The sequence below is a fragment of the Pseudomonas sp. LBUM1649 genome (assembly GCF_059716155.1).
Window position 1 is genome coordinate 3461867 of sequence record NZ_CP166807.1, and the last position, 23898, is coordinate 3485764.

Genomic DNA, 23898 nt, shown 5'->3' on the forward strand with positions numbered 1-23898 from the left:
TCCCTCACATCGGGTGCTGTTTTTCTGCAGTATGCGATAAACCGTCCATTTGAACAGCCGCCGGTGCGATTGACCACCAGCGTGGCAGCAATTGCTTGACCTTGCTCTCGCCAAACCGGTCATCGATCAGCATCACCACGCCTTGGTCCTGCTGTGTACGAATCACTCTGCCTGCGGCCTGCACCACTTTTTGCACGCCGGGAAACAGGTAGGTGTAGTCGTAGCCTGCGCCGAATATGGCCGCCATGCGCCGCTTGAACTGCTCGTTGACCGGGTTGAGCTGTGCCAGCCCCAAGGTGGCGATGAACGCGCCGATCAAGCGAGCACCCGGCAAATCGATGCCTTCGCCAAATGCCCCGCCCAGCACCGCGAAGCCCACGCCCTGGCCATCGGCAGTGAACCGGTCGAGGAACGCCTGGCGTTGCGCCTCCGCCATGCCCCGTGACTGTGACCACAGATTGATCCCGGGATATCGCTCGGCGAGCAACTGCGCCACTTGCTGCAGGTAATCGAAGCTACTGAAGAACGCCAGGTAATTGCCAGGGCGCTGCATGAACTGCTGGGCGATCAGCTCGACGATCGGCGCCAGGGAGGCCTGGCGATGAACGAAGCGCGTGGAGATCTGGTTGATGATCTGTACGTGCAACTGATCGGCATGAAAAGGCGACTCGACGTCGATGCACACGGTGTTCGTCGGGGTACCCAGCAAATCGGCGTAATAGTGGCGAGGGCTGAGGGTCGCCGAGAACAGTACGGTGCTGCGTGCAGCGCTCAGGCGCGGCCCGATGAAGCCGGCGGGCACCACGTTGCGCAGGCACAGTTGCGAAAGGTTGCGCTTGCGTTCGAGGTCGCGCTTGCTGATGTCGAACAGGTACTGCTGGTCGAAAAGTTCGGCCACTCGACAGAACTGCAGCACGTCGAAGTAAAAGCTCTGTAATGCACTGTCGAGTCCCTGTGGATGATCGTTCAGGTAATCGCCGATGCTGGCGCTGCACGACGACAAGGCCTGGAGCAGTTTTTCCGGCGGCTTGTCGTAGGCCTGATAGGCTCCGAGTTGCTGGTTATGCAGGGCATTCCATTCGCGATTGACCCGCTGCAGGGGTTTTTTCAACGCCTCGGGGGCGGTTTTTCGTACGCCGTCGAGGGTCGATTGATCGAGGCTGGCGCTGTACATCTGCCGACCACGTTCCACCAGGTTGTGGGCTTCGTCGACCAACACCGCGACTTTCCAGCTGTTGGCCTGGGCCAGGCCGAACAACAGCGCACTGAAATCGAAGTAATAGTTGTAATCGGCAACCACCACGTCGGCCCAGCGAGCCATTTCCTGGCTCAGGTAATACGGGCATACCTCATGCTCCAGGGCGACCTGGCGCAATGCGCTCCGGTTCAGCAGGCTCAGCTCGCTGGCGGCCTGGCGCGCCGCCGGCAATCGGTCATAAAAGCCCTGGGCCAACGGGCAGGATTCACCGTGGCAGGCCTTGGCCGGGTGTTCACAGGCCTTGTCCCGGGCGATCATCTCCAGCACCCGCAAAGGCGGCGCATCGGCGCGTTCCAGGATTACCTGCGCGGCGTCCAGGGCCAGCTTGCGTCCCGGGGTTTTAGCCGTGAGGAAGTACAGCTTGTCCAGTTGCTGCGGCGCCAGGGCCTTGAGCAGCGGAAACAGGGTGCCGATGGTCTTGCCAATCCCCGTGGGCGCCTGGGCCATCAGGCAACGCCCGGTGCTGACGGCCTTGAACACCGACTCGGCGAGGTGACGCTGGCCCGGACGAAAGTCGGCATGGGGAAACGCCAGCTGTTGTGCCGCAAGGTTACGCCCCTGGCGATGCACCGTTTCCTGTTCGGCCCAGTGCAGGAACAGGCCGCAATGGTGTTCGAAGAACTGCCCGAGTTCGGCGGCATTGAACGCCTCGACCAGACAGGTTTCCTTTTCGCTGACGATATCGAAATACACCAGCACCAGGTTGATCTGCGCAAGGTTGAGTTTGTGGCACATCAGCCAGCCATAGATCTTGGCCTGTGCCCAATGCAGTTGACGGTGGTTGGCCGGTTGCTTGCTCAAGTCGCCACGGTAGGTCTTGACCTCTTCGAGGCAGTTTTTCGCGCGATCGTAGCCATCCGCCCTGCCCTTGACCGTCAGGCCCTGATACGCACCTTCGAGGGCGATTTCACTCTGATAGTCGTCACTGCGCCGTGACGCCACCGTGCGGTGCCCGACGATGCCTTCCAGCGCGGTCGGCGACGGGGTGAAGCGCAAGTCGAGGTCGCCGACCTTGGCGGTGAACTCACACAACGCCCGCACCGCGATGCTGTAGCTCAAGCGCCCTGCTCCGCCCATTGCACATAACACACGGCAATCGGCATCCGGTGCTCATGACAGAACTCCAGCCAGCGCAGCTGGTTATCCTGCAGGCGATCGCCCGGCCCCTTGACTTCGATCATGCGGTAGGTTTTTTCTTGCGGCCAGAACTGGATCAGGTCCGGCATGCCCGCACGATTGGCCTTGATGTCCAGCAACAACCGGTTGAACCAGTGCCTGAGGTGTTCGGCGGGCAAGCAGTCCAGCGCCTGCTCCAGCAACGCCTCGCTGAGTGCGCCCCAGAACACGAATGGCGACTGCACGCCCCACTTTTCGGCAAAGCGCACGCGGATGGTTTCAAGGTAGCGCCCGTCGTCGAGTTCGCCGAGGCAGGCCTGGAACAACTCGGCCCGGCGGCTATGGAAGTCTTCGCTCAGCAGGTCCACGGGACCGCGCTGGAACGGATGGAAAAACGCCCCCGGCAGCGGTGCGAAAATCGCCGGCCAGCACAGCAGGCCGAACAGCGAGTTGATCAGGCTGTTTTCGACGTAATGAACCGGCGCCGAGTCTTCGCCCAGGTGCGCCTGCACGTAGTCCTCCACCGACAACAAAGGGTCGGTCCTGCTCAGTTGCAGGTCCAGGCGCAGCATCTGCCGTGGGCCTGGACGCTTGACCGCCGGCCCGCCCAGCTTGCGACGCAACCTGGGCAGGACACGCAGCAGGTGTTGATGCTCCGCGGCGTTTTGCGGCGATTGTTCGGCCCGGCAGGCCAGGTCCAGGGCCAGCTGATATTCACCGCAGCGCTCCAGCACACGGATCATGCGCACGCGCGCGCCGGGATACGCGCAATCACGGTACAAGGTCAACGCGGCGGAAAAATCACCGACGCGCTCGCACTCCTGGCCCATCTGGAACAACAGCTTGTCGCGACGCCTCTGCAGCCAGGGGTTGCTCAGCGCCAGGCCGTTGATCTGCTCGACAATGCCCGCCACCGCCTCGCCGGTCTCGAAAAGCTGCTGGCAGTGGTAGAGGAACATGCAGGCGTCGACGTCCTCGCGGCTGCGCAAGCCCCGGGAATCGGCGCAAAACTCGACTTTTTCATAGGTAAAGATCCCAAGGTCGGCCAGGACGAATTCGGACCAGTCCTGGTAGAGATTGCCGAAAAACAACAAGCGCAGGCGATCACACAGGCTCATGATGGTCAGGCTGAACAAGCGGTCGCTCAACGCCGGACACCAGTCGTTGAAGGACTGCGCTTGAGGAAACTGCTCGCACAGTGCCGGCAGCCAGTCGGTCTTTTTACCCTTGGGTTGAGCAATGGCGTTGCCCAGGCACTGAAGTATTTCCGCCTTGAGCAATACCTCGAACAACGCCTCGACCGGTATCGGCTGGCGCTCGTCGACCCAGCCCAGCGCCAGTAACGGCCGGGCTGCGCTGGCGATTTCACCGATCTCGGCGTAATGCAGTTTGCTGGCCCGGAAATGAATGCCCTTGCGCATGACCAGCCTGACCAGCAGCGCCCGGGACTCGCGAGGCAAGCCATTGAAGTCGCGAATGAAGCGGTGCTCTTCTACGCTCAACACGTCGGCATAGCGATGTTCAAGCCAATCGAGCACTTGCATGAAGTTATTGAGGTAGTAGAACGGATCGTCAAGAGGATTTGCAGTCACGGGAAAAGAGGCCACGATTAGCGAGCACTGGTTATGCATACAGATACCAGCAACGCCCTGCCCCATGCAAACGGAAAAGGATAAGCGGCGGCGCTGTAAGGTTTTTTTGCCCCGGGCGTCGAACTTTCTGCCGTTCCGTGGCACCAACCGCCAGAGAGCTAAACTCGCTTGCGACAGCCGCACTGTTTTTTTCAACAATGAGAGGTGATTATGTACATCAAGAATCTGGGGTTTCCCTTTGCAGTTGCGGCCTTTATCGCCCTGGCCGGCTGCTCGACGCCCACGGTGGTCACCCTGCAGAACGGCACCCAGTATTTGACCAAGGACATGCCAAAAACCAAGACCAATGACGGTTTCTTCGAGTTCGAGGACATTTCCGGGACCAAGGTTAAAGTCAGGGCCGATGATGTGGCCACGATTCGCCAGGAAGACTGAGTCCGCGAATCGTTTTTGCTCTTCACCCTTGGTGTGGCAGGTTTCGAGCACTGCCTTACACTGCGATAGACCCAGTGCGACCGAATGATGGTGTCGAAATGAAAATGGTCACGCCACTTTTGACCTCCCTCCTCGCGGTCGGCGCTTGGGCTTCAATGTGTATCTATGCGAGCGCCGCGACACCCGCGCGATCGTTCAATACCAGCTTCGACTGCGCCACGGCCAGGGAGCCCGTTGAAAAGCTTATCTGTCGCGACGTTCGACTGGCGCAGATGGATATCGAGCTGACGCGGCTGTATCGCCTGGCGCTCACCGATGAGCATTCGGTGCCGCGGCCAGACAAAGTCGAGATCGACCAGCGCTTCTGGCTGCTCGCCCGCGATCAGTGTTCTGCCGAAGCCGATCCCAAGTCGTGTACGGTTCGCCGCTATGCCGAGCGCGCACACCAGCTGCGCCAAGGCTCGGCCATTGCCCGGACCAAGGATCCAGGCAGGCTCACCGAAGGTCCGCTGGCCTTTCGTTGCGCAGGGCTTGGCGCGCTGGTGGCCGCCACGTTCTTCACGGTCGATCCGGGTGTGGTGTACCTGAAATGGGCGAATACCTCGACCACGCTGGAACAGGTGTCGAGTCCTTCCGGAACCCTTTACAGGGGCAAGGACTACAAGGGTAGCCAAAGCTTCTGGCAAGACGGCAACGATGCGCTGTTGCAGATGCCGGGGGCAGGTGAAATGAGGTGCACGGTCGAACCTGTCAGTTGATCACGCACATAAAAGGCAACGGGACGTCCTGTCCCGATGGCCTGGGTAAAATATTCAGCTACCGGTACGGATCTTGTTCCAGACGCGCGTACGGATCCGGTCGATGTTCAATGGCATCGCTTCGAGCGCAAACAGTTTCCCCATCATTTGCGGGCTCGGATAAACCTTGGTGTCGTTCTTGATAGCCGGGTCGATCAGGCTGTCGGCCTGTTCGTTGCCATTGGCGTAGTGCACGTAGTTACTGACGCTGGCCATGACGTCCGCACGCAACAGGTAGTTCATGAAGGCGTAGCCGGCCTTTTCGTCCGGGGCATCCAGGGGCATGGCCACCATGTCGAACCAGATGGCTGCACCTTCCCTGGGAATCGAGTAGCCGATCTCTACGCCGTTTTTGGCTTCCTTGGCACGATTTTCAGCTTGCAGGATGTCGCCGGAGAAACCGACCGCCACGCAGATATCACCGTTGGCCAGGTCACTGGCGTACTTGGACGAGTGGAAATAGCTGACATAAGGCCGGACTTTCACCAGCAGCGCTTCGGCCTTCTTGTAGTCATCCGGGTTCTTGCTGTGATGTGGCAAGCCCAGGTAGTTCAGCGCGGCCGGGAGCAATTCCGGGCCATTGTCGAGGATCGCCACGCCGCACTTTTGCAGCTTTTGCATGTTTTCGGGCTTGAAGATCAGGTCCCAGGAATCCACTGGTGCGTTTTCGCCCAAAACCGCCTTGACCTTGGCAACGTTGTAGCCGATGCCGGTACTGCCCCACAGGTACGGGAAACCGTGCTCGTTACCGGGATCGTTGGTCTGCAAGGCCTTGAGCAGCACCGGGTTGAGGTTTTTCCAGTTGGGTAACTGCTCCTTGTCGAGCTTTTTCAGGGCTCCCCCTTCGATTTGTCGGGCCATGAAGTGGTTGGACGGGAACACCACGTCGTAACCGGATTTACCGGTCATCAACTTGCCGTCGAGGGTTTCGTTGCTGTCGTAGACGTCATAGGTGAAGGCGATGCCGGTTTCCTTCTGGAAGTTCTTCGTGGTGTCTGGCGCTATGTAATCCGACCAGTTGTAGATCTTGACGGTATCGGCCGCCTGGCTGATGGAAGCGGCCAGCATCAGCGGCGCCAGGATCAGTGTCTTTGGGGTCATGAGTCGATTCCTGTGGGGCTGTTTTTGTTGTTGGAGAGCGGCAGGCAATCAAGGGACCGACATTCAGAAAATCAAAACGTAGGTCTTGCGCACGGTTTCCTGGATATCCCAGACGCCAAGGCTGTTGGCCGGCAACATCAGGGCATCGCCAGCTTCGATGTGCAGGGTTTCACCCTCGTCCGAGGTGAAGGTGCAACGCCCCTGGATGAAGTGACAGAATTCCTGGGCGAGGATCTGCCGCCGCCAGCGACCGGGGGTGCATTCCCAGACGCCGGTCTCGACGCCGTCGTCGCGTTCGACGCTGGTGGTCGAAGCCACCGCCACCGGCGTGCCCAAAGGTACGGCGACCGGGTTCGACTCTTGCAGTTGCAGGGTGGCGGTGTTCTTGAATTGCGTTATGCGCATGGGAGTACCTGTCAGTGAGGAAAACGCTGTTTAGTGCATGAAACCTTCCATGAACCCCGCGACCCCGCTGGCAAGCTTGCGCCGCCATGGCGCGCTGGCCGGGTTGGCCAGGGTCTGGTCTTCGTGGACGAAGCTACGGATGATCGCGTTGTAGCCGAGCCAGCGACAGGGTTCGGGCTCCCAGGCCTTGAGCGCGTCCAGACCGCCCTGGGCAATCACCCACGGTTGGCGGACTCGCTCGGTGTCACGTTGCAGGATCAGGTCGGCAAGGGTCCTGCCGCCCAGGTTGCTGGCACCGACACCCTCCCCGCCATAACCGCCGGACAAGGCGATGCCGCTGGCCTGGTCGCACAGCATGTGGGGCTTGAAGTGCCGCGACATGCCCAGGTTGCCGCCCCAGCCATGGGTGATCTGCACATTGCGAAGCTGTGGAAACAATTCGCCGAACAGATAACGCCGCAACTCGATTTCACTGCGCGTCAGGTCAAAGTCATGGCGCAGCTTGCCGGCAAACTGATAGCCACCACGGGCGCCGAAGATCAACCGGTTGTCTGCCGTGCGCTGGCCATAGGTCACCTGGCGACTGCTTTCGCTGAACGCCTGGCCACGACTCAGGCCGATCTCGTCCCAGGTGGCGGCCGACAGTGGTTCGGTGGCCACGATCAGGCTTTGCACCGGTAACTGATAACGCCCCAGCGGGGGCAAGGTCACCGAATAACCTTCGACCGCCGGCACCACCCAGCGGCTGCGCACCGAGGCTTGGGCCGTGCGCAGGCTGCCGGACTGCCAATGGATCACGGGGCTGTTCTCGTAGATCCTGACGCCCATGCGCTCGACGGCGCGCGCCAGCCCCCGGACCAGTTTGGCCGGATGGAGGGTCGCGACGTGGGGCGCGTAGATACCGCCATAAGGCTTGGCCAAACGGATCTGCTGCGCCAACTGCTCCGGGCTGAGCCAGCAGTAGTCGTTTTCGTTGAGGCCCTGGCTGTACAGCTTGTCCAGGTACTGGCGCAGGCTGGCCTCCTGCTCGGGATAGCGGGCGGCACAGTAGAGGGCGCCACCTTTACGATAATCGCAGTCGATGCCTTCACGTTCGATGACGATTTTCACTTCATCAGGGATGTTGTGCAGCAAATCGTAAGAAGCGCGACGTTGCTCGGGTGCCGAGGCGGCGAGCAGCCGGTCTTCGCCCAGCAGATTGCCCATCAACCACCCGCCGTTGCGCCCCGAGGCACCGAAACCGGCGGTTTGCGCCTCGATGATGACAATGTTCAGGTCGGGAGCCTGTCGCTTGAGGTAGTACGCGGTCCAGAGCCCGGTGTACCCCGCGCCGATAATGGCGACGTCGACATCCAGATCCTGTTCCAGCGCCGCACGTGCCACCAAGGGCTCGTCGAGTTGGTCCATCCACAAACTGATAGTGCGCCACACTGGCATGCAAGACTCCGCCACTCAGACTTCGATGACGTTGATCCTAGTGCGCGGGTTCAGGCGCTGTCTTGCGCGCGTGCACGCAAAGAAATTTGTTTGACGTAGGACTTGGGCGACAGGCCGGTGTGCTGGCGGAAACAGCTGTAGAACGCTGACAGTGAATTGAAACCGGCGGCAAACGCCAATTCGTCGATACGCACCGGCGGCGTGGCACTATCCAGCGCGTTGAGCAGGTGCTGCAGGCGTGCCTGGTTGACGTAACGATAGAAGCTCTGCCCCAGCACCTGGTTGAGCAGATAGGAAATCTGATTGCGACTGTACCCGCACTCCTGCGCCACCCGTTGCAGGTCGAGCTCCGGGTCCAGGTACGGTTGCTGGCGTTGAAAGTACTGTTGCAGATCGTCAGCCATGAAGCTCAACTGGCGCGGCGACAGTCCCAGGCGACTGACCGCCGGGCGCTGAGTGCCGGCGTTTTTGCGGGTTGGCTGTTCGTGAACCAGCGAAGCGTATTCGTTGACCCGCCAGATCAGCCCGTCCTTCACGGTGATCGCTTCACTGGCGCGAAACGACACCAGCCCCTCGCCGCCGCGCAGGGTGATGCGGTACTGGATGAACGCGGTGTTGCCATCCAGGCGGATGCGGTCCGAGTGTTCCAGCGCTTCATCCGGGTCACGGGGCATGCTGCTGTGGACATAGTCACGCAACTGCGCCAGCCCCATCACCCGGTTCTGGAAAAAATCGCTGTATTGGACTTCGGGGTGATACAGCGCCATGACCCCGTCCAGATCTCGGTGTTTCCAGCGCAGGTGGTAACGCATGACCGTCTCGCCCGTGGCCTGGGTTTGCAGCGGGCCATCATCCTCGGCGTACATGAAAGGTCTCGTCGAAAAGTGCCGAGCTTGCCCAAGTTTGCCCGCGCCTTCAATGGCTGATGGGGGCTGGCCGGTGCCCAAACGATCGCGAACCGTGACCTGCATCAAAAAAAACGCAGCAATTGCCAAACGGCCTGAAAAATCCACATTTATTTCACATTCAGGTGCTACTTTTAAAGACTGTCAATGGTTGAGCCAATGAAGGCTCCTCCCTCCTAACCTGAGCTAATGGAAGCGCTCGATGAAGAAGGTGGGCAACACATGAATAAAGGGTTCAGCAAGGTCACTTTTCCAAATGCCTGCCAGCTGATGCGCTGGCATTTCCATCCCATGGGTTTCGAGGCAAGCATGGACGCCCCGGGCAGCATGATTGCCCGTTTGTTTGATCGGGCCAGTGGCGAGACCATGATCGCCATCGCCGGTATCCCTTGTTCGACGGTCATGAATGCCGCCGACGTCGAGCGAATAATCGAAGCCGTGGAGGATGAGCTTGAAGCGTTTATTCCTCCGGTGGCCTTCAGGAGTTATGCCTGAAGGCAGGCCTTCCATCAAAAAGCCCACGATACGGTGGGCTTTTTGTTTTTTGCAGGATCACGGATAGGGGCGCAAAACTCGTCTCTCGCGGGCGTACCCGATCTACGGTAATTGGATGGACTCGCCCCAGCCGAGGCGTCAATGCGCCACGCTGGCAGTCTAAACAGCCAACGACAGCGAGGGCGAGTCCATGAAAAATCATAGTTCGATTGATCAATCCCTGTCTTCTTCCGATTTGTCGGCCTGCACAACCTTAGCGGTGGATCTGGCCAAGCAGGTCTTTCAGGTCGCCGGTGAAGATGTCCTTGGCCAAGTGCGCTACGAGCAGCGGATCAAGTCGCGTGAGGCGTTTTATGAGTTTCTCCGGCAGCTGCCGCCTCATGTCGTGATTTTGATGGAGACCGGTCCGGGTGCTCAAGCCTGGGCCCGGCAGCTGCAAGACCAAGGCAACCTGGCGCGGATTCTTCCAGCCGGTTTGGTGGCCACCCATCGCAGCGGGCCTAAAAATGATCGCAACGATGCACTGGCGATTTTGCGGGCGGGTCGCGATGAAAAAATCTGCGCAGTACCGGTCAAAAGCGTTGCGGCACTGGCAATGCAGGCGTTGCATCGCGCTCGTCAGGGCTATGTGCGTCGACGCACGGCCGTCAGTAATCAGATGCGCGGCCTGCTGCTCGAGCACGGCGTGGCTTTGGCGCAGGGCGATGTTGCGATCAGCCAGAAAATACCGCGGGTACTGGAGGATGCTACCCAGCCGGTGCCGGGCCTGCTGCGTGAACTGATCGACGAACTGTTGGCCGAGTGGCGCCATTTGGGCGAGCGCATCAGCGTGCTGACGGGACGCCTGGAAGTGGCCGCCAACGCCGACATGACGGCGAAGCGACTGATGACTGTGCGCGGCATCGGCCCAGTCACTGCCACGGCACTGGTGGCCAAGGAAAGCAAGCCTGAGCGATTTCCCAATGCCCGCAAGTTTGCCGCGTACTTTGGCATGGTGCCTGACCAGCACAGTAGCGGGCAGACGGTCCGGCTGGGGGGCATGACCAAGCGAGGTGATGTCTATTTACGCAGCCTGATGATCCAGGGAGCCCATGCGGTGCTGCAACAACTACGACCTGATTCCCAGCAACCCGATGACCGCCGCTTGTTGCGCTGGATGAGCCGGCTGGGCCGTAAGGAGGCTGCGATCAGGCTAGCCAACCGCAACCTGCGAATCGTCTGGGTGCTTTTACAGAATGATCAGACTTATCGTCGCCACGCTGGTGATGGCCAGCAAGCGACGATGAGCCACTGAGCGACAGAGTTCTGCCACCGAGGTACTGACTGTCCGACCCTTTGTTGAAAAAAATTGACCCCAGGTAAGACCGGCGTGGATTGATGCCTAAGCTCCTACTGGCCTTCGAGGCCTGACTGTAATCGGCATACCACGAGCTCTTCCAATTTTGGCCAGATGCCGAAGACGGCTTCCATGAATAGGCCTGATACATAGATGCAACGGGGCGACAGTTTTTCAAAAGCGGGTAGACCGTGGGGGCGAGTCCATACATAGGAGCTGGCTTGCCAGCGATGGCGGCCTCACAGCCGACCTATTATTTGTTGACTGAGTACATATCCATTCCTGCGGTAACGGCAACTTATGGTTTCGCCCTTACGGCCATCCCTTTCAAGGTCTTTTGACTTTTGCGGCCTTGAGCACCCGATCCGTCGACACATGGGCATGCACTGCCTTACCTTCAAGCCACTCCTTGGGCTTGGGCACCTTTGGGCCGCGTATGCTTTTGGCGACCTGTTTGGGTTTGATATTCCTGGCCAGCGCCAACAGGCGCTGTGCCGGAGTTTCTGAGGTCGATTGAAGTGATAAGTAATCTGAAGGCAACGCGATCTGCATGCCCTCATAACCGCTACGCACTTGCACGGTCAGGTGGAAGATCGAAGCCTCCCATCCCTCTGGCTGCGTTTGGCGATGAGCCTGCTCAACGCTGCGCTTAAGCACTGACAACACGTTGTAGGCCAACACCGCCGAAGCAAACCCGAGCAGGGCCGCCTTGGGGTTGCTCAAGGTTGCGATTTCACTGTCCAGCACCGATTCCAGGCGTTGGAACATCCCTTCGATACTCCAGCGACGACGGTACAAGTCGGCTATTTGCTCAGCGCTGATGGTCTCAGGCAAGTTGCTCCAGAACAACAACGTGGTGTCGCCTGATTCGGTAGCTTTTTGCAGGTTCAGCTCGACACGCCGCCACTGACGTCCACCTTTCACTTCGATGATTTGCTCACGCACGCTTCCCGTCGCGACCGCGACAGGTTCCTGCCAGTCGCCTTCCTGAAGCAGGCGCGGATGCTTACTCGGCTCACGAACAATGAATGCAGCCCCGGCGTCTTCACAGGCCTCCATGACCGGGAGCGTGCAGTAGAGTCGATCCGCCATCCACAACTGGCCCGCACTGGCGTTTTCCAGCAACGGCAGCACACCGACGCGCTCACTGGCATAAGCATCTTCACAGGGTTGGAGATCGACGACCTGGTCCAGATCAGGGTCGTAAACCACGACCGAAAAACCAGGCCGGGCGGCACCTCGTTCACGGCGCAAAGCACCCAGACGTTTTTCACTGGAAGGCAGGTGGTTGCCGTCAACGACCCGCAGTTGCCAGCCGGGCAAAATGGCAGAACAGCCCAACTCCTCAATCGTCGGAGTCAGGGGCTGCGCACTGCCGCTCACCAAGGCGCGCAGCAGCGCGGGCTCTGTGCGGCTGACCTTGTCGTAAAGCCGCGCACGGCCATGGATGGCCGATCGCGGAGGGCCCTGTAGGAGCGAGCATGCTCGCGAAAAACGCCAGAACAACACGGGCATTTAGATAGCCCTCGTCATCGTTGACGACCATCGCGAGCATGCTCGCTCCTTGTATGTTGACCTTGATTCCATGAGAGAGGTTACGCTCAAGGATTCATTCAACAGCAAGTACGTTTCTGGGGGAGGCCGATCGCTCCTGAAGGCAGGATTTGCTCCTGACCTTGTCTGTAGAGAGGCCCCCCCGCCTCATTGCCCACCACGAAGAGTATCGAGAAGCCGACAAGTCGGACTTCGCATTACAAGGTTGCAGTGGCATGAAGTTCGAGGTCGGGGGAACCAGGTGCAATCTTACCTAAAGCCAAGGAAGTGAAAAGCAATGAATGCGCATGTCGGCATAGATATCAGTGCTCGCAGTTCAGCCATGGGATGGCGGCAGAACGGCAAAGCAGCAGGCAATGGAGACATTCTGCACACGCCCAAAGGTCGCAAGGCCGCTGTGGAAAAGCTGCTACGTCTCAAGCCGCTGAGCGTTGTCATGGAGGCTACCGGTATTTACTACCTGGATCTTGCGATGGAATTGCACGCCGCCGGCTTGCCGGTCTCGGTGATCAACCCCAAAAGCTTCCACAACTTTGCCAAGCTGATGTTGCAAAACAGCAAGACTGACCAGATCGATGCCCAACTGCTGGCCGAATACGGCGAGCGTATGGGGCCTAGGCTGTGGGTCCCGCCCACTGCGGAACAGATGATGCTGCGTGCGATTGGTCGCCACATCAACCGACTGATTGGCCATCGGACGCGAGCCAAGAACGAGCTGCATGCGCTACAAGCGACAGAAACGAGCATCGCACTGCTGATCGAGGATGAGAAAGACGCGATAAGCGCGTTGGACGCTCGAATCGATCGATTAAAACAGGCTGCGCGCGACGCCATCGCCAAATGCCCTGATCTGAGCCTGCAATTTCGCTGCATGATGGCGGCGCCCGGCGTTGGAGAGGCCTCGGCCATCGCCGCACTGGCTGAGCTGACGACCCTTCCAGTGACGCTTAAATCGGCACAGGTAAGCCGCTATGCAGGCCTGGATGTCAGACTGACCCAGTCAGGCACCAGCGTGAACCGGCCAGGACGAATGTCCAAGTGCGGTAATGCTTACTTGCGTGCAGCGATGTTCATGCCGGCGATGACGGCAATCCGTTGTGATGAGAATGTGAAGGCCTTCTACGAGGCACTGGTAGCGCGCGGCAAGAAGAAAATGCAGGCCATCGGCGCGGTCATGCGCAAATACCTAACCGGGTTATGGGCATGCATGCGCTCTGGAGAAGAATTTAATACGGCCAAGCTTTTTAGCAAAAAACATCTCGCGAAAGCTTGACCGTGAACAGAGTATCTACAGGCTGTTCCAAGTGACTCGCTAATGAAATGGCTACCCCCGCCGCCCCCTGCGATCGCCCACTAAGCTTTCGCAGGGGGCTCACCGGAGACTGTTGCCATGAACGAAATATCTATCGCCGCCATCGATTTGGGAAAACACACTTTTCACCTGCATGCGCAGGATGATCGTGGTCATGAAGTTTGCCGCAAAAAATTCACCCGGTCGGCACTCATGCAGTACCTGATGAATCTCCAACCCTGCACCGTCGTGATGGAAGCCTGTGGTGGCGCCCATTTCATGGCACAGGAGGTGGCCAAGCTTGGGCATATACCCAAGCTCATTGCCCCTCATCTCGTGCGCCCTTACGTGAAAAGCAACAAAAACGACTTCGCTGATGCCGAAGCGATTTGCGAGGCCGCTACTCGCCCAACGATGCGCTTTGTGCCGGTCAAAAACCAAGCCCAGCAAGCGCTGGCCATGCTCAACTCGACACGTGATGCGTTCATCAAGGACCGCACTGCGGCCGTCAATCGTATTCACGCCGCTCTTCTGGAGGTCGGCGTCAGCCTGGCCCCGAGCCTCAAATCGATTCGATCTCTTTCGGCGCTGCTTGAAGCGAGCTCAATGGCTCAGCCCTTCAAAAACACTCTGACGAGGCTGTATCAACACTTCAAGCATTTGGACGAGGAGATCAAATCGCTGGACAAGGATGTGGAGTGCCAGGCCGCTGAAGATGATCTGGCGACTCGTTTGATGACCATGCCGTGTGTCGGTCCGATCACCTCCACCGTCCTGGCTGCCGAATTGGGCGATGGCAAACAGTTCAAATGCGGCCGAGACTATTCAGCCTCGATCGGGCTGGTGCCCAAGCAGCATTCCACGGGCGGCAAAACCGTACTGCTGGGCATCAGCAAGCGCGGCGATCGCAACCAGCGACGCCTGCTTGTCCAGTGTGCCCGCGTTTACGTGAGGTATCTGGACCGCCAGAAAGGCTGGCTGGCGGACTGGGTCCGGCAGCTATTGGCCCACCATCACTCCAACCATGTGGTTTGCGCGCTGGCCAACAAGCTGGCGAGGATCGCCTGGGCGATTGCGGCACACCACACTGAATTCGATGCAGGGCCAAGCGCGATGAACGCCTGACCCTGCTGTCACCCGAGCATCACCCACCTGGTTTTGCGATGCTGGATAACTGATGACGTGAACGGCCAACCGGCCTGACGACAACCCTGGGCTTTTACACGGCTGAAAGGCCGTCTCGCTAATAAGGATCGTCGGGCATCGATTCTCATCGAGGCGCGGGGCTACACCCCCACTCAGACGCCGGATAGATGAAAGCAAGCCAACCACTCATCAAAAACAGTATTGCAGAAAAGGGGGTAACCATAGATGTAAAAGCGAAACCATAGGTGGCCGTTACCGCAGGAATGGATATGTACGCGATCAACAAACAACAGGTCGGCTGTAAGGCCGCCTCGGTTTGTGCGAGTCCATCCAATTACGAGGATTTTGCCGGTGTCTTGGCCTGCCGATGATCGCTGAAGAACGCCTTGCCCTGACCGATCCGGTCCGACGCCTTGGGCATATTCGCCGCCTGGGTATCCTGCGCATCGACATACCAATAGCAATGGCTCACGGCTCGGGTAATACCCACGTAAGCCAGGCGCAAAATCTCGTCTTTCTGGGCATTGTCATAAGGTTCACTGTCACCAGCCTTGCCCAGGCCCGCCATACGGTACACCTGGTTTTTGTACGGCGAACGGGTCAGGTGCTGGCAATCGCCGAGCAAGAACACGGCGTCCGCCTGAAGACCCTTGGCGCTGTGATAGGTCAGTTGCTTGAGGCGCCGGGCTTCATGCGGCAAGCTAGAATCAACATTAACTATTGATTGAATATGCTGCTCTATCAATGACTTATCACTACTTTTTCGATAAAGCATCAAGATTGAGTCACCCTTTCGGTAGTGATCCATCAAGCGCTGGGCCATGCCCTGATCGTCTCGGTCCAGCACATTGACCGGCAGCAAGGCCTTTGGCTCGCCGCTGGCCTTGGCCTTCTTGCCTGCAATCGCAGGCGCGGCTCGCACGATGTGTTCGGCGGCGTCGATGATGTGCTGGTGGCTGCGATAGTTGTCGCTGAGCATGACCTTGGTGGTACTCGGCGACGAGAACGTCTTGTTGAACTCCATGAAATAGGTCGGCGAACTGCCACGCCAACCGTAAATCGACTGCCAGTCATCGCCCACGCACAGGAGTGACGAACGCTGGGCGCCACGCCCTACGTGCATGGCCGGGCCGCGACTGCGGATCTCGGCCAGGCTGGCGCGGATCCACGAGACGATTTGCGGCGAAACATCCTGGAACTCGTCGATCATCAAGTGCGACAGCGGCCGCAACAGCTCGTCGCTGAGCAGTTTGAGGTTTTCCGGGGAATGTTCGCCAAACAGCGCGAACATGCGGTTGTAGGTCATGACCGGCGGTTTCTGGTCGAGCAAATGATCTTCCAGGGCTCGCCAGTACAGACTCAAGGCTTCGAAGAAAAACCGGTCCGGGTCATCCTTGGCAAAGCTCATCTGGCCCACGGCAGTCGGCACATCCAGGCCGAGGTTTTCGATGAACCCGGCGGCAGCGACAAAACAGTCCAGCAATGGCGCAGACGCCAGCTCACCCTTGACTTTGTAATCGAAGCCAGGCCCGGCGCTGGCATCGCCGCCAAGGGACGCCAGGATGCGTCGGGATGATTCGTAATTATCCAGCCATATCAATGGTTTACGACAGAAAGCTTGAAACAGTGTGCGCTTCACCGCGGTTTCCGCACGCAGCGTCAATTTGGCGTTGGGCCGGGTCAATTGCGGATTTTCACCAGGATCGAAACCCAGTACCACCCAAGCGTCCAGCGATGCAATGTAACCGTGGCAATGAAAGGCGCTGCCGTTGATATCAAATGCCTGGCGATTGGGCTCTATGCCTTTGATCGGCCAGGCGCCAGCGCGAAACCACAAGTCTTCCACCAGGTCGCAGAGTTCTTCATCGCGCTTGGCCGCCAGCTCGGTGACGGCCACGCGCTTCTGTACATCGGGGTGGTCGCGCTCCAGCTCCTTGAGTTGCAAGGCGTGACGAGACAATGGCTTGATCAGCACGCGAAAACGCTCGTCGCGGCTGTGCAACGCGTGATAACAGGCGTTGAGTTGCTGACGCTGTGCGTCATTGATTCGCAGATCGAAGGGGTTGCTGTCCACCTCGTCATCCGCGCCTTGCGCCCGGTGACTGAGGTTTTCGAAGGCTTGCAGCCGTTCGAAGCCCGGCAGGCTGCGAACCATCGGCAGTATCCGCGAATGGAAGGTGCGCACCAGGTCACGCGCTTCCCTGAAACTGACTGCCCGCCCCCAGAGCGCAAACAGCTCGATCAGTTTATTGATGAAGTCCTTGCGCGACTCGCGGGTAAAGGTCACCACGGTCATCGAGCTCAGCTCGAACCCCAGGTAGTGGTGGAGCAGCGAAATCCGCAGGACCAGCGTCGTCGATTTGCCTGCGCCCGCACCGGCAATCACCGACGTCGATGGCGTGTCACTGAAGATCATCTTCCACTGCGCGGCACTGGGCTGGGCATGTGCCGGCAACAACCGGGCGACGTCGGTTTTCATGCGTTTCTTCAATTCGGCGGTCAATGGCAGGCGCCAATCGTCGAACAGATGGTCATCGATGTTGGGTGGTCGGTGCTCGGTGCAGCGCGAGTCGCGAATCAGCAGGACTTGCCGGCCCTCTTCCAGCCCCTCGAGCTTGCCTTCCTGGTATCCGTAATCCACCCCGGCGCTATGACCGCTGCGAAAACCGTCTGCCTGACCGTGCAACCAGGACGCGCGGTGTTGTGCGCGCAGGCGTGTCAGGCCATGACCAAAAAAGCGCGCGGCCAGGCGCTTGAGCAATGGCATCTCGGCCAGTGGGCGAAGTTCAGGCGGAAGATCGGGGGTGTGTTGCGGCACGCGGACGGACTCCAGGGTGTGAGGCTGTTGAGGACTATGGTGTCTGTATTTGCCGTTGAGTTCTAGTGAAATGCTTATGACTCATCGGCTTATGCGCGGTATTGAAGGCTGGATAAGACTAATTCGAGGTATTATCCCATCAAGCAATTCGATGATTATGAGGCACTTTTTACGCTTTTTATCGATTGTTGCCTGATGGATGATGCCCGTCATCAACCACCGGTCTCGATTCGTGGCCAGGCCATTGCGCCCCATGACGAACCTTTCAGGAGACGATCATGCTTGAACTCAGACCTTTCAACTCGCTCGGCGGCGCTCACCATGGCTGGTTGGATGCCCATCACCACTTTTCGTTCGCCGAATACCATGACCCCAAGCGCATGAACTGGGGCAACCTGCGGGTCTGGAACGATGACGTGATAGCCCCCGGCACAGGGTTCCCGCAGCACCCGCACCGGGACATGGAAATCATCACCTATGTCCGTGAAGGTGCAATCACCCACCAGGATAACCTGGGCAACAAAGGTCGTACTGAAGCCGGAGACGTTCAAGTCATGAGCGCGGGTACCGGGATCGCCCACAGCGAATACAACCTGGAAGCCACGCCGACCAAGATCTTTCAGATCTGGATTATTCCTAACGAATCCGGCCTGGCACCTTCCTGGGGCGCCAAGCCGTTTCCGAAAGGCCAGCGCGAAGGTTTCGTGACCCTGGCCAGCGGCAAGGCCGGGGACGATCAAAGCCTGCGCATCCGCGCCGATGCGCGCTTGGTGGCGGCGAACCTGAAGGCTGGTGAAACCGCTGAATATCACCTGGACAGCGGCCGCCGCGCTTACCTGGTGCCCGCCACGGGAGTCATTGAAGTCAATGGCTTGCGTGCACAAGCTCGAGACGGTGTAGCGGTTGCCCAGGAGCAGGTGTTGCGGGTGACGGCTATTGAGGACAGTGAGATCGTGTTGGTGGATTTGGCTTGATTCGGTAAACCGTCGGCGTCTGGACTGCCGTCATCGCGAGCAAGCTCGCTCCCACAGGTCGTACACAATCCTGTGGGAGCGAGCTTGCTCGCGATGGGGCCCTCAATCATTTCGCTGAAATGGCGCCATCCACGAGGGTCTGAGCCTCAGCCACCAACTGCTTGAGGTGGTCGTCGCCGACAAAGCTTTCCGCGTAGATCTTGTAGATATCCTCGGTCCCCGACGGACGCGCCGCGAACCAGCCATTCTCGGTCATGACCTTCAGACCGCCAATGGCCTGGTCGTTACCCGGTGCGTGGCTGAGGATGCTCTGGATCGGTTCGCCCGCCAGTTCGGTCGAGGTGACCTGATTCGGCGACAACTTGCTCAACAGGGCCTTTTGTTCCGGGTTGGCCTTGGCATCCACCCGCACCGAGAACGGCTCTCCCAGTTCATCGGTCAGGGCCCGGTAGGCCTGGCTTGGGTCGCGACCGGTGCGTGCGGTCATTTCAGCCGCCAGCAAGGCCGGGATCAGCCCGTCCTTGTCCGTGCACCATACACTGCCGTCCTTGCGCAGGAACGAAGCCCCCGCACTTTCTTCGCCACCAAAGCCCAGGGAGCCGTCGAACAGGCCATCGGCAAACCACTTGAAGCCGACCGGCACTTCATACAGGCGGCGTCCCAGGCGCTTGGCCACGCGGTCGATCAAGCCGCTGCTGACCACGGTTTTACCCACCGCGGCATCGGCTCGCCAGTGTGGGCGGTTCTGGAACAGATAATCGATCGACACGGCCAGGTAGTTGTTCGGCGCCAGCAGGCCGCCAGAGGGGGTGACGATGCCATGACGGTCGTGATCCGGGTCGCAGGCGAAGGCCACGTCGAAACGTTCCTTCAGGCCGATCAGCCCCTGCATCGCGTGGCTGGACGATGGATCCATGCGAATCTGGCCGTCCCAGTCGACGGTCATGAAGCGGAAAGTCGGGTCAACCTGCCGGTTCACCACGTCCAGGTCCAGACGGTAGTGCTCGGCAATCGCCGACCAATAGCGCACGCCTGCCCCGCCGAGCGGATCGACGCCCAGGCGCAGCTTGGCATCACGAATGGCGTCGAAATCGATCACATTGATCAGGTCGGCGACATAGGTGTTGAGGTAATCGTGACGATGGGTGGTACTGGCCTTCAGCGCCTGCTCGTAGCTGATGCGCTTGACCCCGGCGAGCTTGTTCGCCAACAGTTCGTTGGCCTTGGCTTCGATCCACTTGGTGATGTGGGTATCGGCCGGGCCGCCATTGGTCGGGTTGTATTTGTAGCCCCCGCTTTGCGGCGGGTTGTGGGACGGGGTGATGACGATGCCATCCGCCAGGCCCGAGGTACGGCCGCGGTTGTAGCACAGGATCGCATGGGAGACGGCTGGAGTCGGCGTGTATTCGTCACCTTCGGCGATCATCACCGTCACACCATTGGCGGCCAGCACTTCCAGGGCGCTGGCGCCGGCCGGCGTGGACAATGCATGGGTGTCGATGCCGACGAACAAGGGGCCATCGATGCCTTGGGCCTCGCGGTACAGGCAGATGGCCTGGCTGATCGCCAGAACGTGCCATTCGTTGAAACTCAAGTCGAACGAGCTGCCTCGGTGCCCGGACGTGCCGAAGGCCACCCGCTGGGTCGAAATGGCGGCATCGGGCTGGCCGGTGTAATAGGCCGTGACCAGTCGCGGGATGTCTACCAACAATTCTGCCGGTGCCGGCTTGCCCGCAAAAGGACTGAGTGTCATGCGAAACCTCTGAGATCGAGTTCAGGAATTGCAACGGAGTTTACTGGCAGTTTGACCTTAGCGCGATGCAGTTTGACCTTATCTCGATGCAATCGATCATTGGCGTCATTTTGCCCAGGCTCAATCGATGGCTTCCAGGCGCAAGGCGTCCCCCAGCAAGCCCAGCGCGACGGCCAGTTCCTGGTCGTTACCAAAGCCATGGCTCAAGCGCAAGTGTTGCCCATGCAGGCCTTGAAGACTGAACAGTTCGCCGGGCGCAACGACCACCTGTTGCCTGAGCAACCGCTGGAACACCCGGCTCATATCGACCCGGCGCAGCGAGCGCAGCCAGATCGTCGCCCCGCCCTGGGGCTCGACGAATTGCAAGGCGTCGCCCAGGCGTTCCTGGAGCAGCCGGGTCATTTGCTCCTTGCCGTCCTTGAGGCGTCGGCGCAGTACGTGCAGGTGTTGATCGATGCGTCCGTTGCTGTACAAGCGGGCGATGGCTTTCTGGCGAATCGGCGACAGGCGAAAGGCGCGCAAGAGGAATTGTCGTTGCAGCTCGCTGCTCATATGGCGAGAGAGCAGATAGCCATAAGGAGCTTCCGGACCGATGATCTTTTCGAACGTGGAAAACACCATCAAGCGCTCCGGGGCCAACAGATCGCGAAATCGCCGCTGATCGGGCTCAAACCCGAGTTCGCCATAACAATCGTTTTCCAGCACCCAACTGCCATGCCGTTCCAGCAAGTGCGCGATCGCTTGCCGGTTGTCATCGGGTGCCTCGCTGCCTCGGGGCATGTTCAGCCCGGACGACACCATCACCAAGCGTATCGGCTCCGCTTCCAGCAGGTCCCTGAGGCGCTTGCAGTCCAGGCTACCGTCGCCCAGCAGCGGCCATTCGATCACCTTCACATCGGCCGCCTGAAACAAGCGCAGTATTGCCCAGTCACAGGGCGACTCGACGACCACCGCGGCGTCCTTGAGACCCAACACGACGATCAGGATTTCCAGCACGCCGCGAAGATCGGCGCCGATGTAGACATCATCGGCAAGCCAGCAGCGCACCGGCGAGGTGGTATAGCGCGCCGCCAATGCGGTACGCAGCTCCAGTTCGCCACAGGGCTGCGCAGACGGTTGCGGCTGGCGCGGGTATTGACGCAGCAGCTCCCTTTCCAGCAGCAACAGTGGGCTGTCGAGCGGTTGCAGCAAGGCTGGCTCATCCGCGCTCAGGACCAGCATGCCGGGAAGACGGGCGTTGACATAGACACTCTCGAGCAAGTCACTGCCATCGTAGAGCGTACTGTTGGGGGCGACCGGCAGCGCGTAGTAACCGGACTTGGCCACCGAATAAACCCGCCCCTCCTTTTCCAGGAGCGAGTAGGCATACTGTATGGTCGAGATCGAGACGCTCAGGCGCTCGGCCAGTTCACGCAAGGATGGCAGACGTACACGGCTGTCGCTCACGGGTTCGCTGATCAGGCTGGTCAGGTAGCGGTAAACCGCCTGATAAGCGAAATCGGTTTCACGCTGTCCTTTCATGGCAGGGGACCACTTGCGTGGCGGTGGCTGTCACGCACACTCGAAGAGGCCGGCAACGTGCGCACGTTCAACGTCCTGCCGACCGTTCACCGGTCACGCACACCTCGTCGCCTGCTTGCACGGACGCCGAAGCATGGCTGTCGGGCGGGTTCATCGAATTGCCCTCCTGCACCACCGGCCCCATGCGATACAGCGTGCCGATCAGGCTGACAGGCAAGCCGCTGACATCGACCATCCACTGCAGGATCTGCTCCGCGACCGGATGCCCCTGCATGGCCCGATGCAACTCGGGCATGGCCACGAGCATGCCCGGGTGACATTGGCGCAGGAAGCGCTCCAGGGCCGCACCCTGCTCGACAAAAGGTGCAAACAGCAGGCACACCCATTGCGCCTCGTTCAGGCCAAAGCTCTGCTGAGCCTCGTCGGCGATCAGTGCGCGCTGACCGGCCAGCTTGTGTGGGTTGCCATACGCCTCGTCTGCCCGCTCACATAAGCGTTCCGGTAGCTGATTACGACGCATCATCACCAGGGCGCGCTGCAGGTAGTGTGCAACGCCTGCCTCATAGGTGCCGCCCTGGACGAAGCAGGCTTGCAATCCCCGCAGGTGCGCCGAGACAGCCACGCTGACGTATTGATTTTCGCCAAGATGAGCCGCCAGTTCATCGGCCTGGAACCCGAGAAACTCGGTCAGTAGCGGCCAGCGCTCTTCAAGGTGGCTGACCAGCACGTCGTGAATATCGATGTAGGTCGTGCGACGACAGGCTTCAAACCGTTCTGCCGGACGCCAGGCCTCCTGGCCGTAGTCGGCATAAATCGCCTGATAACAGTCGCTGCCAAATTCATCGAGCAACATGAACAACCCACCGTAATCCGCCTCGTGACGGCTCGACGTCGCGAGGCCAGCCTTGGCGGCCGCGCGCTTGAGCCCTTCGATGAACCGCTTCTGCTGGCGCGGTGAGTCGCCACTGACCAAGGCATCGACGCCATTGTTCCAGCGGGCGATTTGTCCATGGAACTCGCCTGTGGCCAGGTACCCGTCATCCCACAGGTCGAGCGGTCCGTCCACGACGCGACGATGGCCGATCATCAGCAGGTTCATCCGATTGGATTCACGTCCGGCGCTGGATACAGATGCCTGGTGATCGAACGCCAGCACCTCTCTGTTATCAACCATCAGCACTTCGACCCGGGGATCGTCGTAGACGAACAAGGCGTTGTAGCTGCGATGTATGTTATCCAGCGCCAGTTGGCTCATGCCATTAAGCCGCAGGGTCGCCACCCGCAACTGGAATGTCGCGGGTGCCCGAGTGGCGATCGTCAACTGTGCGGCCCGCAGCAGCGCCAGGGTGTAGCAACTGTCACGCGATCCGCACTGAACCGCCAATACCTTGAAGTCGCCAATCCGCTCCATCCCTCCGGCGGCGACAGCCAGGCGCTGGATCAACAACTGCAATGCCGTGCGCTCGGCGCGTGAAAAAAAACTCAACAAGCGTTGCAGCACTTGTTGATAGACATAGTTCATCGCCTGATCATGGATATGGGTCATTTCTATTTACCTGATATTCAAAAGTTCGATACAGCGCAAACAACTGCACGCAAAGCGCAAGGGATGCCCGAAGGGAGATTAATTACTGAACTTTATTACCAAATGCTAACAATTAAGTTTTTTGTCATCATTTGAAATAAATGATCGCTACAAGCTAGGCAGGCACACAAGGGCTGACGCACAGGGCTTTGGCGGGGGCTTGTTTCGACTGACTTCGACATCCTAGGAAATGTCCGACAGCGTCCCACAGACATTTAATACAAAAAATGAGGAAAGTAGCTTCTCGTAATAATGTGACGACCACACAACAAATCGCTAGTTGTCGAACAGGCGTCAACGACGCGCATTGAAAAGTATCGGCTAGATACCTGGCCATGACTCATTCCTTGAGATGAAAGTAATCATGCAATTATCAGTA

17 protein-coding genes and 1 pseudogene are annotated in these 23898 nt (G+C 59.3%); 7 read left to right on the top strand and 11 right to left on the bottom strand.

The features are described 5' to 3' along the window. Window positions 1–4: 4 nt before the first annotated feature. The gene (locus ACA058_RS16010) at window positions 5–2317 is read right to left on the bottom strand and encodes an ATP-dependent DNA helicase (RefSeq protein ID WP_497634880.1); all 2313 of its coding nucleotides are present in this window, start codon (window positions 2315–2317) and stop codon (window positions 5–7) included. Beyond that, on the bottom strand, window positions 2314–3981 hold the full coding sequence (locus tag ACA058_RS16015; RefSeq protein WP_497634881.1) for a VRR-NUC domain-containing protein: 1668 nt from the start codon (window positions 3979–3981) through the stop codon (window positions 2314–2316). The genes ACA058_RS16010 and ACA058_RS16015 overlap by 4 nt, the downstream gene beginning before the upstream one ends. 195 nt (window positions 3982–4176) lie before the next feature. Here ACA058_RS16015 and ACA058_RS16020 point away from each other — a divergent pair, with 195 nt between their 5' ends. Both ACA058_RS16020 and ACA058_RS16025 read left to right on the top strand, forming a co-directional pair. Continuing rightward, window positions 4177–4401, top strand: a complete 225-nt coding sequence (locus tag ACA058_RS16020) for a YgdI/YgdR family lipoprotein (RefSeq protein ID WP_497634883.1) — start codon at window positions 4177–4179, stop codon at window positions 4399–4401. A gap of 98 nt (window positions 4402–4499) precedes the next feature. Continuing rightward, a complete protein-coding gene (locus ACA058_RS16025; RefSeq protein ID WP_497634884.1) occupies window positions 4500–5159 on the top strand; it encodes an MliC family protein in 660 nt (219 codons plus the stop codon). Window positions 5160–5213: 54 nt separating this feature from the next. On the opposite strand, the gene ACA058_RS16030 is transcribed toward ACA058_RS16025, so the two are convergent. The 4 genes from ACA058_RS16030 to ACA058_RS16045 all read right to left on the bottom strand — a co-directional run bounded on the left by ACA058_RS16030 (window position 5214) and on the right by ACA058_RS16045 (window position 9007). Next, the gene (locus ACA058_RS16030) at window positions 5214–6299 is read right to left on the bottom strand and encodes a polyamine ABC transporter substrate-binding protein (protein WP_497634886.1); all 1086 of its coding nucleotides are present in this window, start codon (window positions 6297–6299) and stop codon (window positions 5214–5216) included. 63 nt (window positions 6300–6362) lie between these two features. Next, entirely contained in the window at window positions 6363–6704 is a 342-nt protein-coding gene (locus tag ACA058_RS16035) for a cupin domain-containing protein (protein ID WP_497634888.1), read from the bottom strand. A 30-nt stretch (window positions 6705–6734) separates the two neighbouring features. Next, window positions 6735–8141 (bottom strand): NAD(P)/FAD-dependent oxidoreductase, encoded by a 1407-nt coding sequence (locus ACA058_RS16040; RefSeq protein ID WP_497634890.1) that lies wholly within the window; start codon window positions 8139–8141, stop codon window positions 6735–6737. Between the two features lie 50 nt (window positions 8142–8191). Further along, window positions 8192–9007, bottom strand: a complete 816-nt coding sequence (locus ACA058_RS16045) for a helix-turn-helix domain-containing protein (RefSeq protein WP_497634892.1) — start codon at window positions 9005–9007, stop codon at window positions 8192–8194. Window positions 9008–9268: 261 nt separating this feature from the next. On the opposite strand from ACA058_RS16045, the gene ACA058_RS16050 reads away from it, so the two are divergent. Both ACA058_RS16050 and ACA058_RS16055 read left to right on the top strand, forming a co-directional pair. Next, window positions 9269–9541, top strand: coding sequence for a DUF1652 domain-containing protein (locus ACA058_RS16050; RefSeq protein ID WP_497634893.1), 273 nt, complete (start codon window positions 9269–9271; stop codon window positions 9539–9541). A 235-nt stretch (window positions 9542–9776) separates the two neighbouring features. Further along, complete coding sequence (locus tag ACA058_RS16055) at window positions 9777–10835, top strand: IS110 family RNA-guided transposase (protein ID WP_497639851.1); 1059 nt, start codon at window positions 9777–9779, stop codon at window positions 10833–10835. A gap of 369 nt (window positions 10836–11204) precedes the next feature. Here the strand turns inward: ACA058_RS16055 and ACA058_RS16060 are convergent. Continuing rightward, window positions 11205–12314: pseudogene (locus tag ACA058_RS16060) on the bottom strand (IS4 family transposase); the annotation flags it as partial. Window positions 12315–12708: 394 nt separating this feature from the next. On the opposite strand from ACA058_RS16060, the gene ACA058_RS16065 reads away from it, so the two are divergent. Both ACA058_RS16065 and ACA058_RS16070 read left to right on the top strand, forming a co-directional pair. After that, a complete protein-coding gene (locus ACA058_RS16065) occupies window positions 12709–13704 on the top strand; it encodes an IS110 family RNA-guided transposase (RefSeq protein ID WP_497634894.1) in 996 nt (331 codons plus the stop codon). Between the two features lie 117 nt (window positions 13705–13821). Then, window positions 13822–14847 (top strand): IS110 family RNA-guided transposase, encoded by a 1026-nt coding sequence (locus ACA058_RS16070; protein ID WP_497634895.1) that lies wholly within the window; start codon window positions 13822–13824, stop codon window positions 14845–14847. A gap of 355 nt (window positions 14848–15202) precedes the next feature. Here ACA058_RS16070 and ACA058_RS16075 read toward each other — a convergent pair whose 3' ends face one another. Then, window positions 15203–17686: a UvrD-helicase domain-containing protein gene (locus ACA058_RS16075; protein WP_497634896.1), complete on the bottom strand. Its 2484-nt coding sequence runs from the start codon at window positions 17684–17686 to the stop codon at window positions 15203–15205. 278 nt (window positions 17687–17964) lie between these two features. Between ACA058_RS16075 and ACA058_RS16080 the strand changes: the two genes are divergently transcribed. Continuing rightward, on the top strand, window positions 17965–18660 hold the full coding sequence (locus ACA058_RS16080; RefSeq protein ID WP_497634897.1) for a pirin family protein: 696 nt from the start codon (window positions 17965–17967) through the stop codon (window positions 18658–18660). 106 nt (window positions 18661–18766) lie between these two features. On the opposite strand, the gene pgm is transcribed toward ACA058_RS16080, so the two are convergent. The 3 genes from pgm to ACA058_RS16095 all read right to left on the bottom strand — a co-directional run bounded on the left by pgm (window position 18767) and on the right by ACA058_RS16095 (window position 23480). Beyond that, window positions 18767–20413 carry a phosphoglucomutase (alpha-D-glucose-1,6-bisphosphate-dependent) gene (gene pgm, locus ACA058_RS16085; RefSeq protein ID WP_497634899.1) on the bottom strand — a complete coding sequence of 549 codons (1647 nt, stop codon included), beginning with the start codon at window positions 20411–20413 and terminating at the stop codon, window positions 18767–18769. 120 nt (window positions 20414–20533) lie between these two features. Beyond that, complete coding sequence (locus ACA058_RS16090; RefSeq protein WP_497634900.1) at window positions 20534–21934, bottom strand: aminotransferase-like domain-containing protein; 1401 nt, start codon at window positions 21932–21934, stop codon at window positions 20534–20536. A gap of 67 nt (window positions 21935–22001) precedes the next feature. Beyond that, the gene (locus tag ACA058_RS16095) at window positions 22002–23480 is read right to left on the bottom strand and encodes a hypothetical protein (protein WP_497634901.1); all 1479 of its coding nucleotides are present in this window, start codon (window positions 23478–23480) and stop codon (window positions 22002–22004) included. Window positions 23481–23898 lie beyond the last annotated feature (418 nt).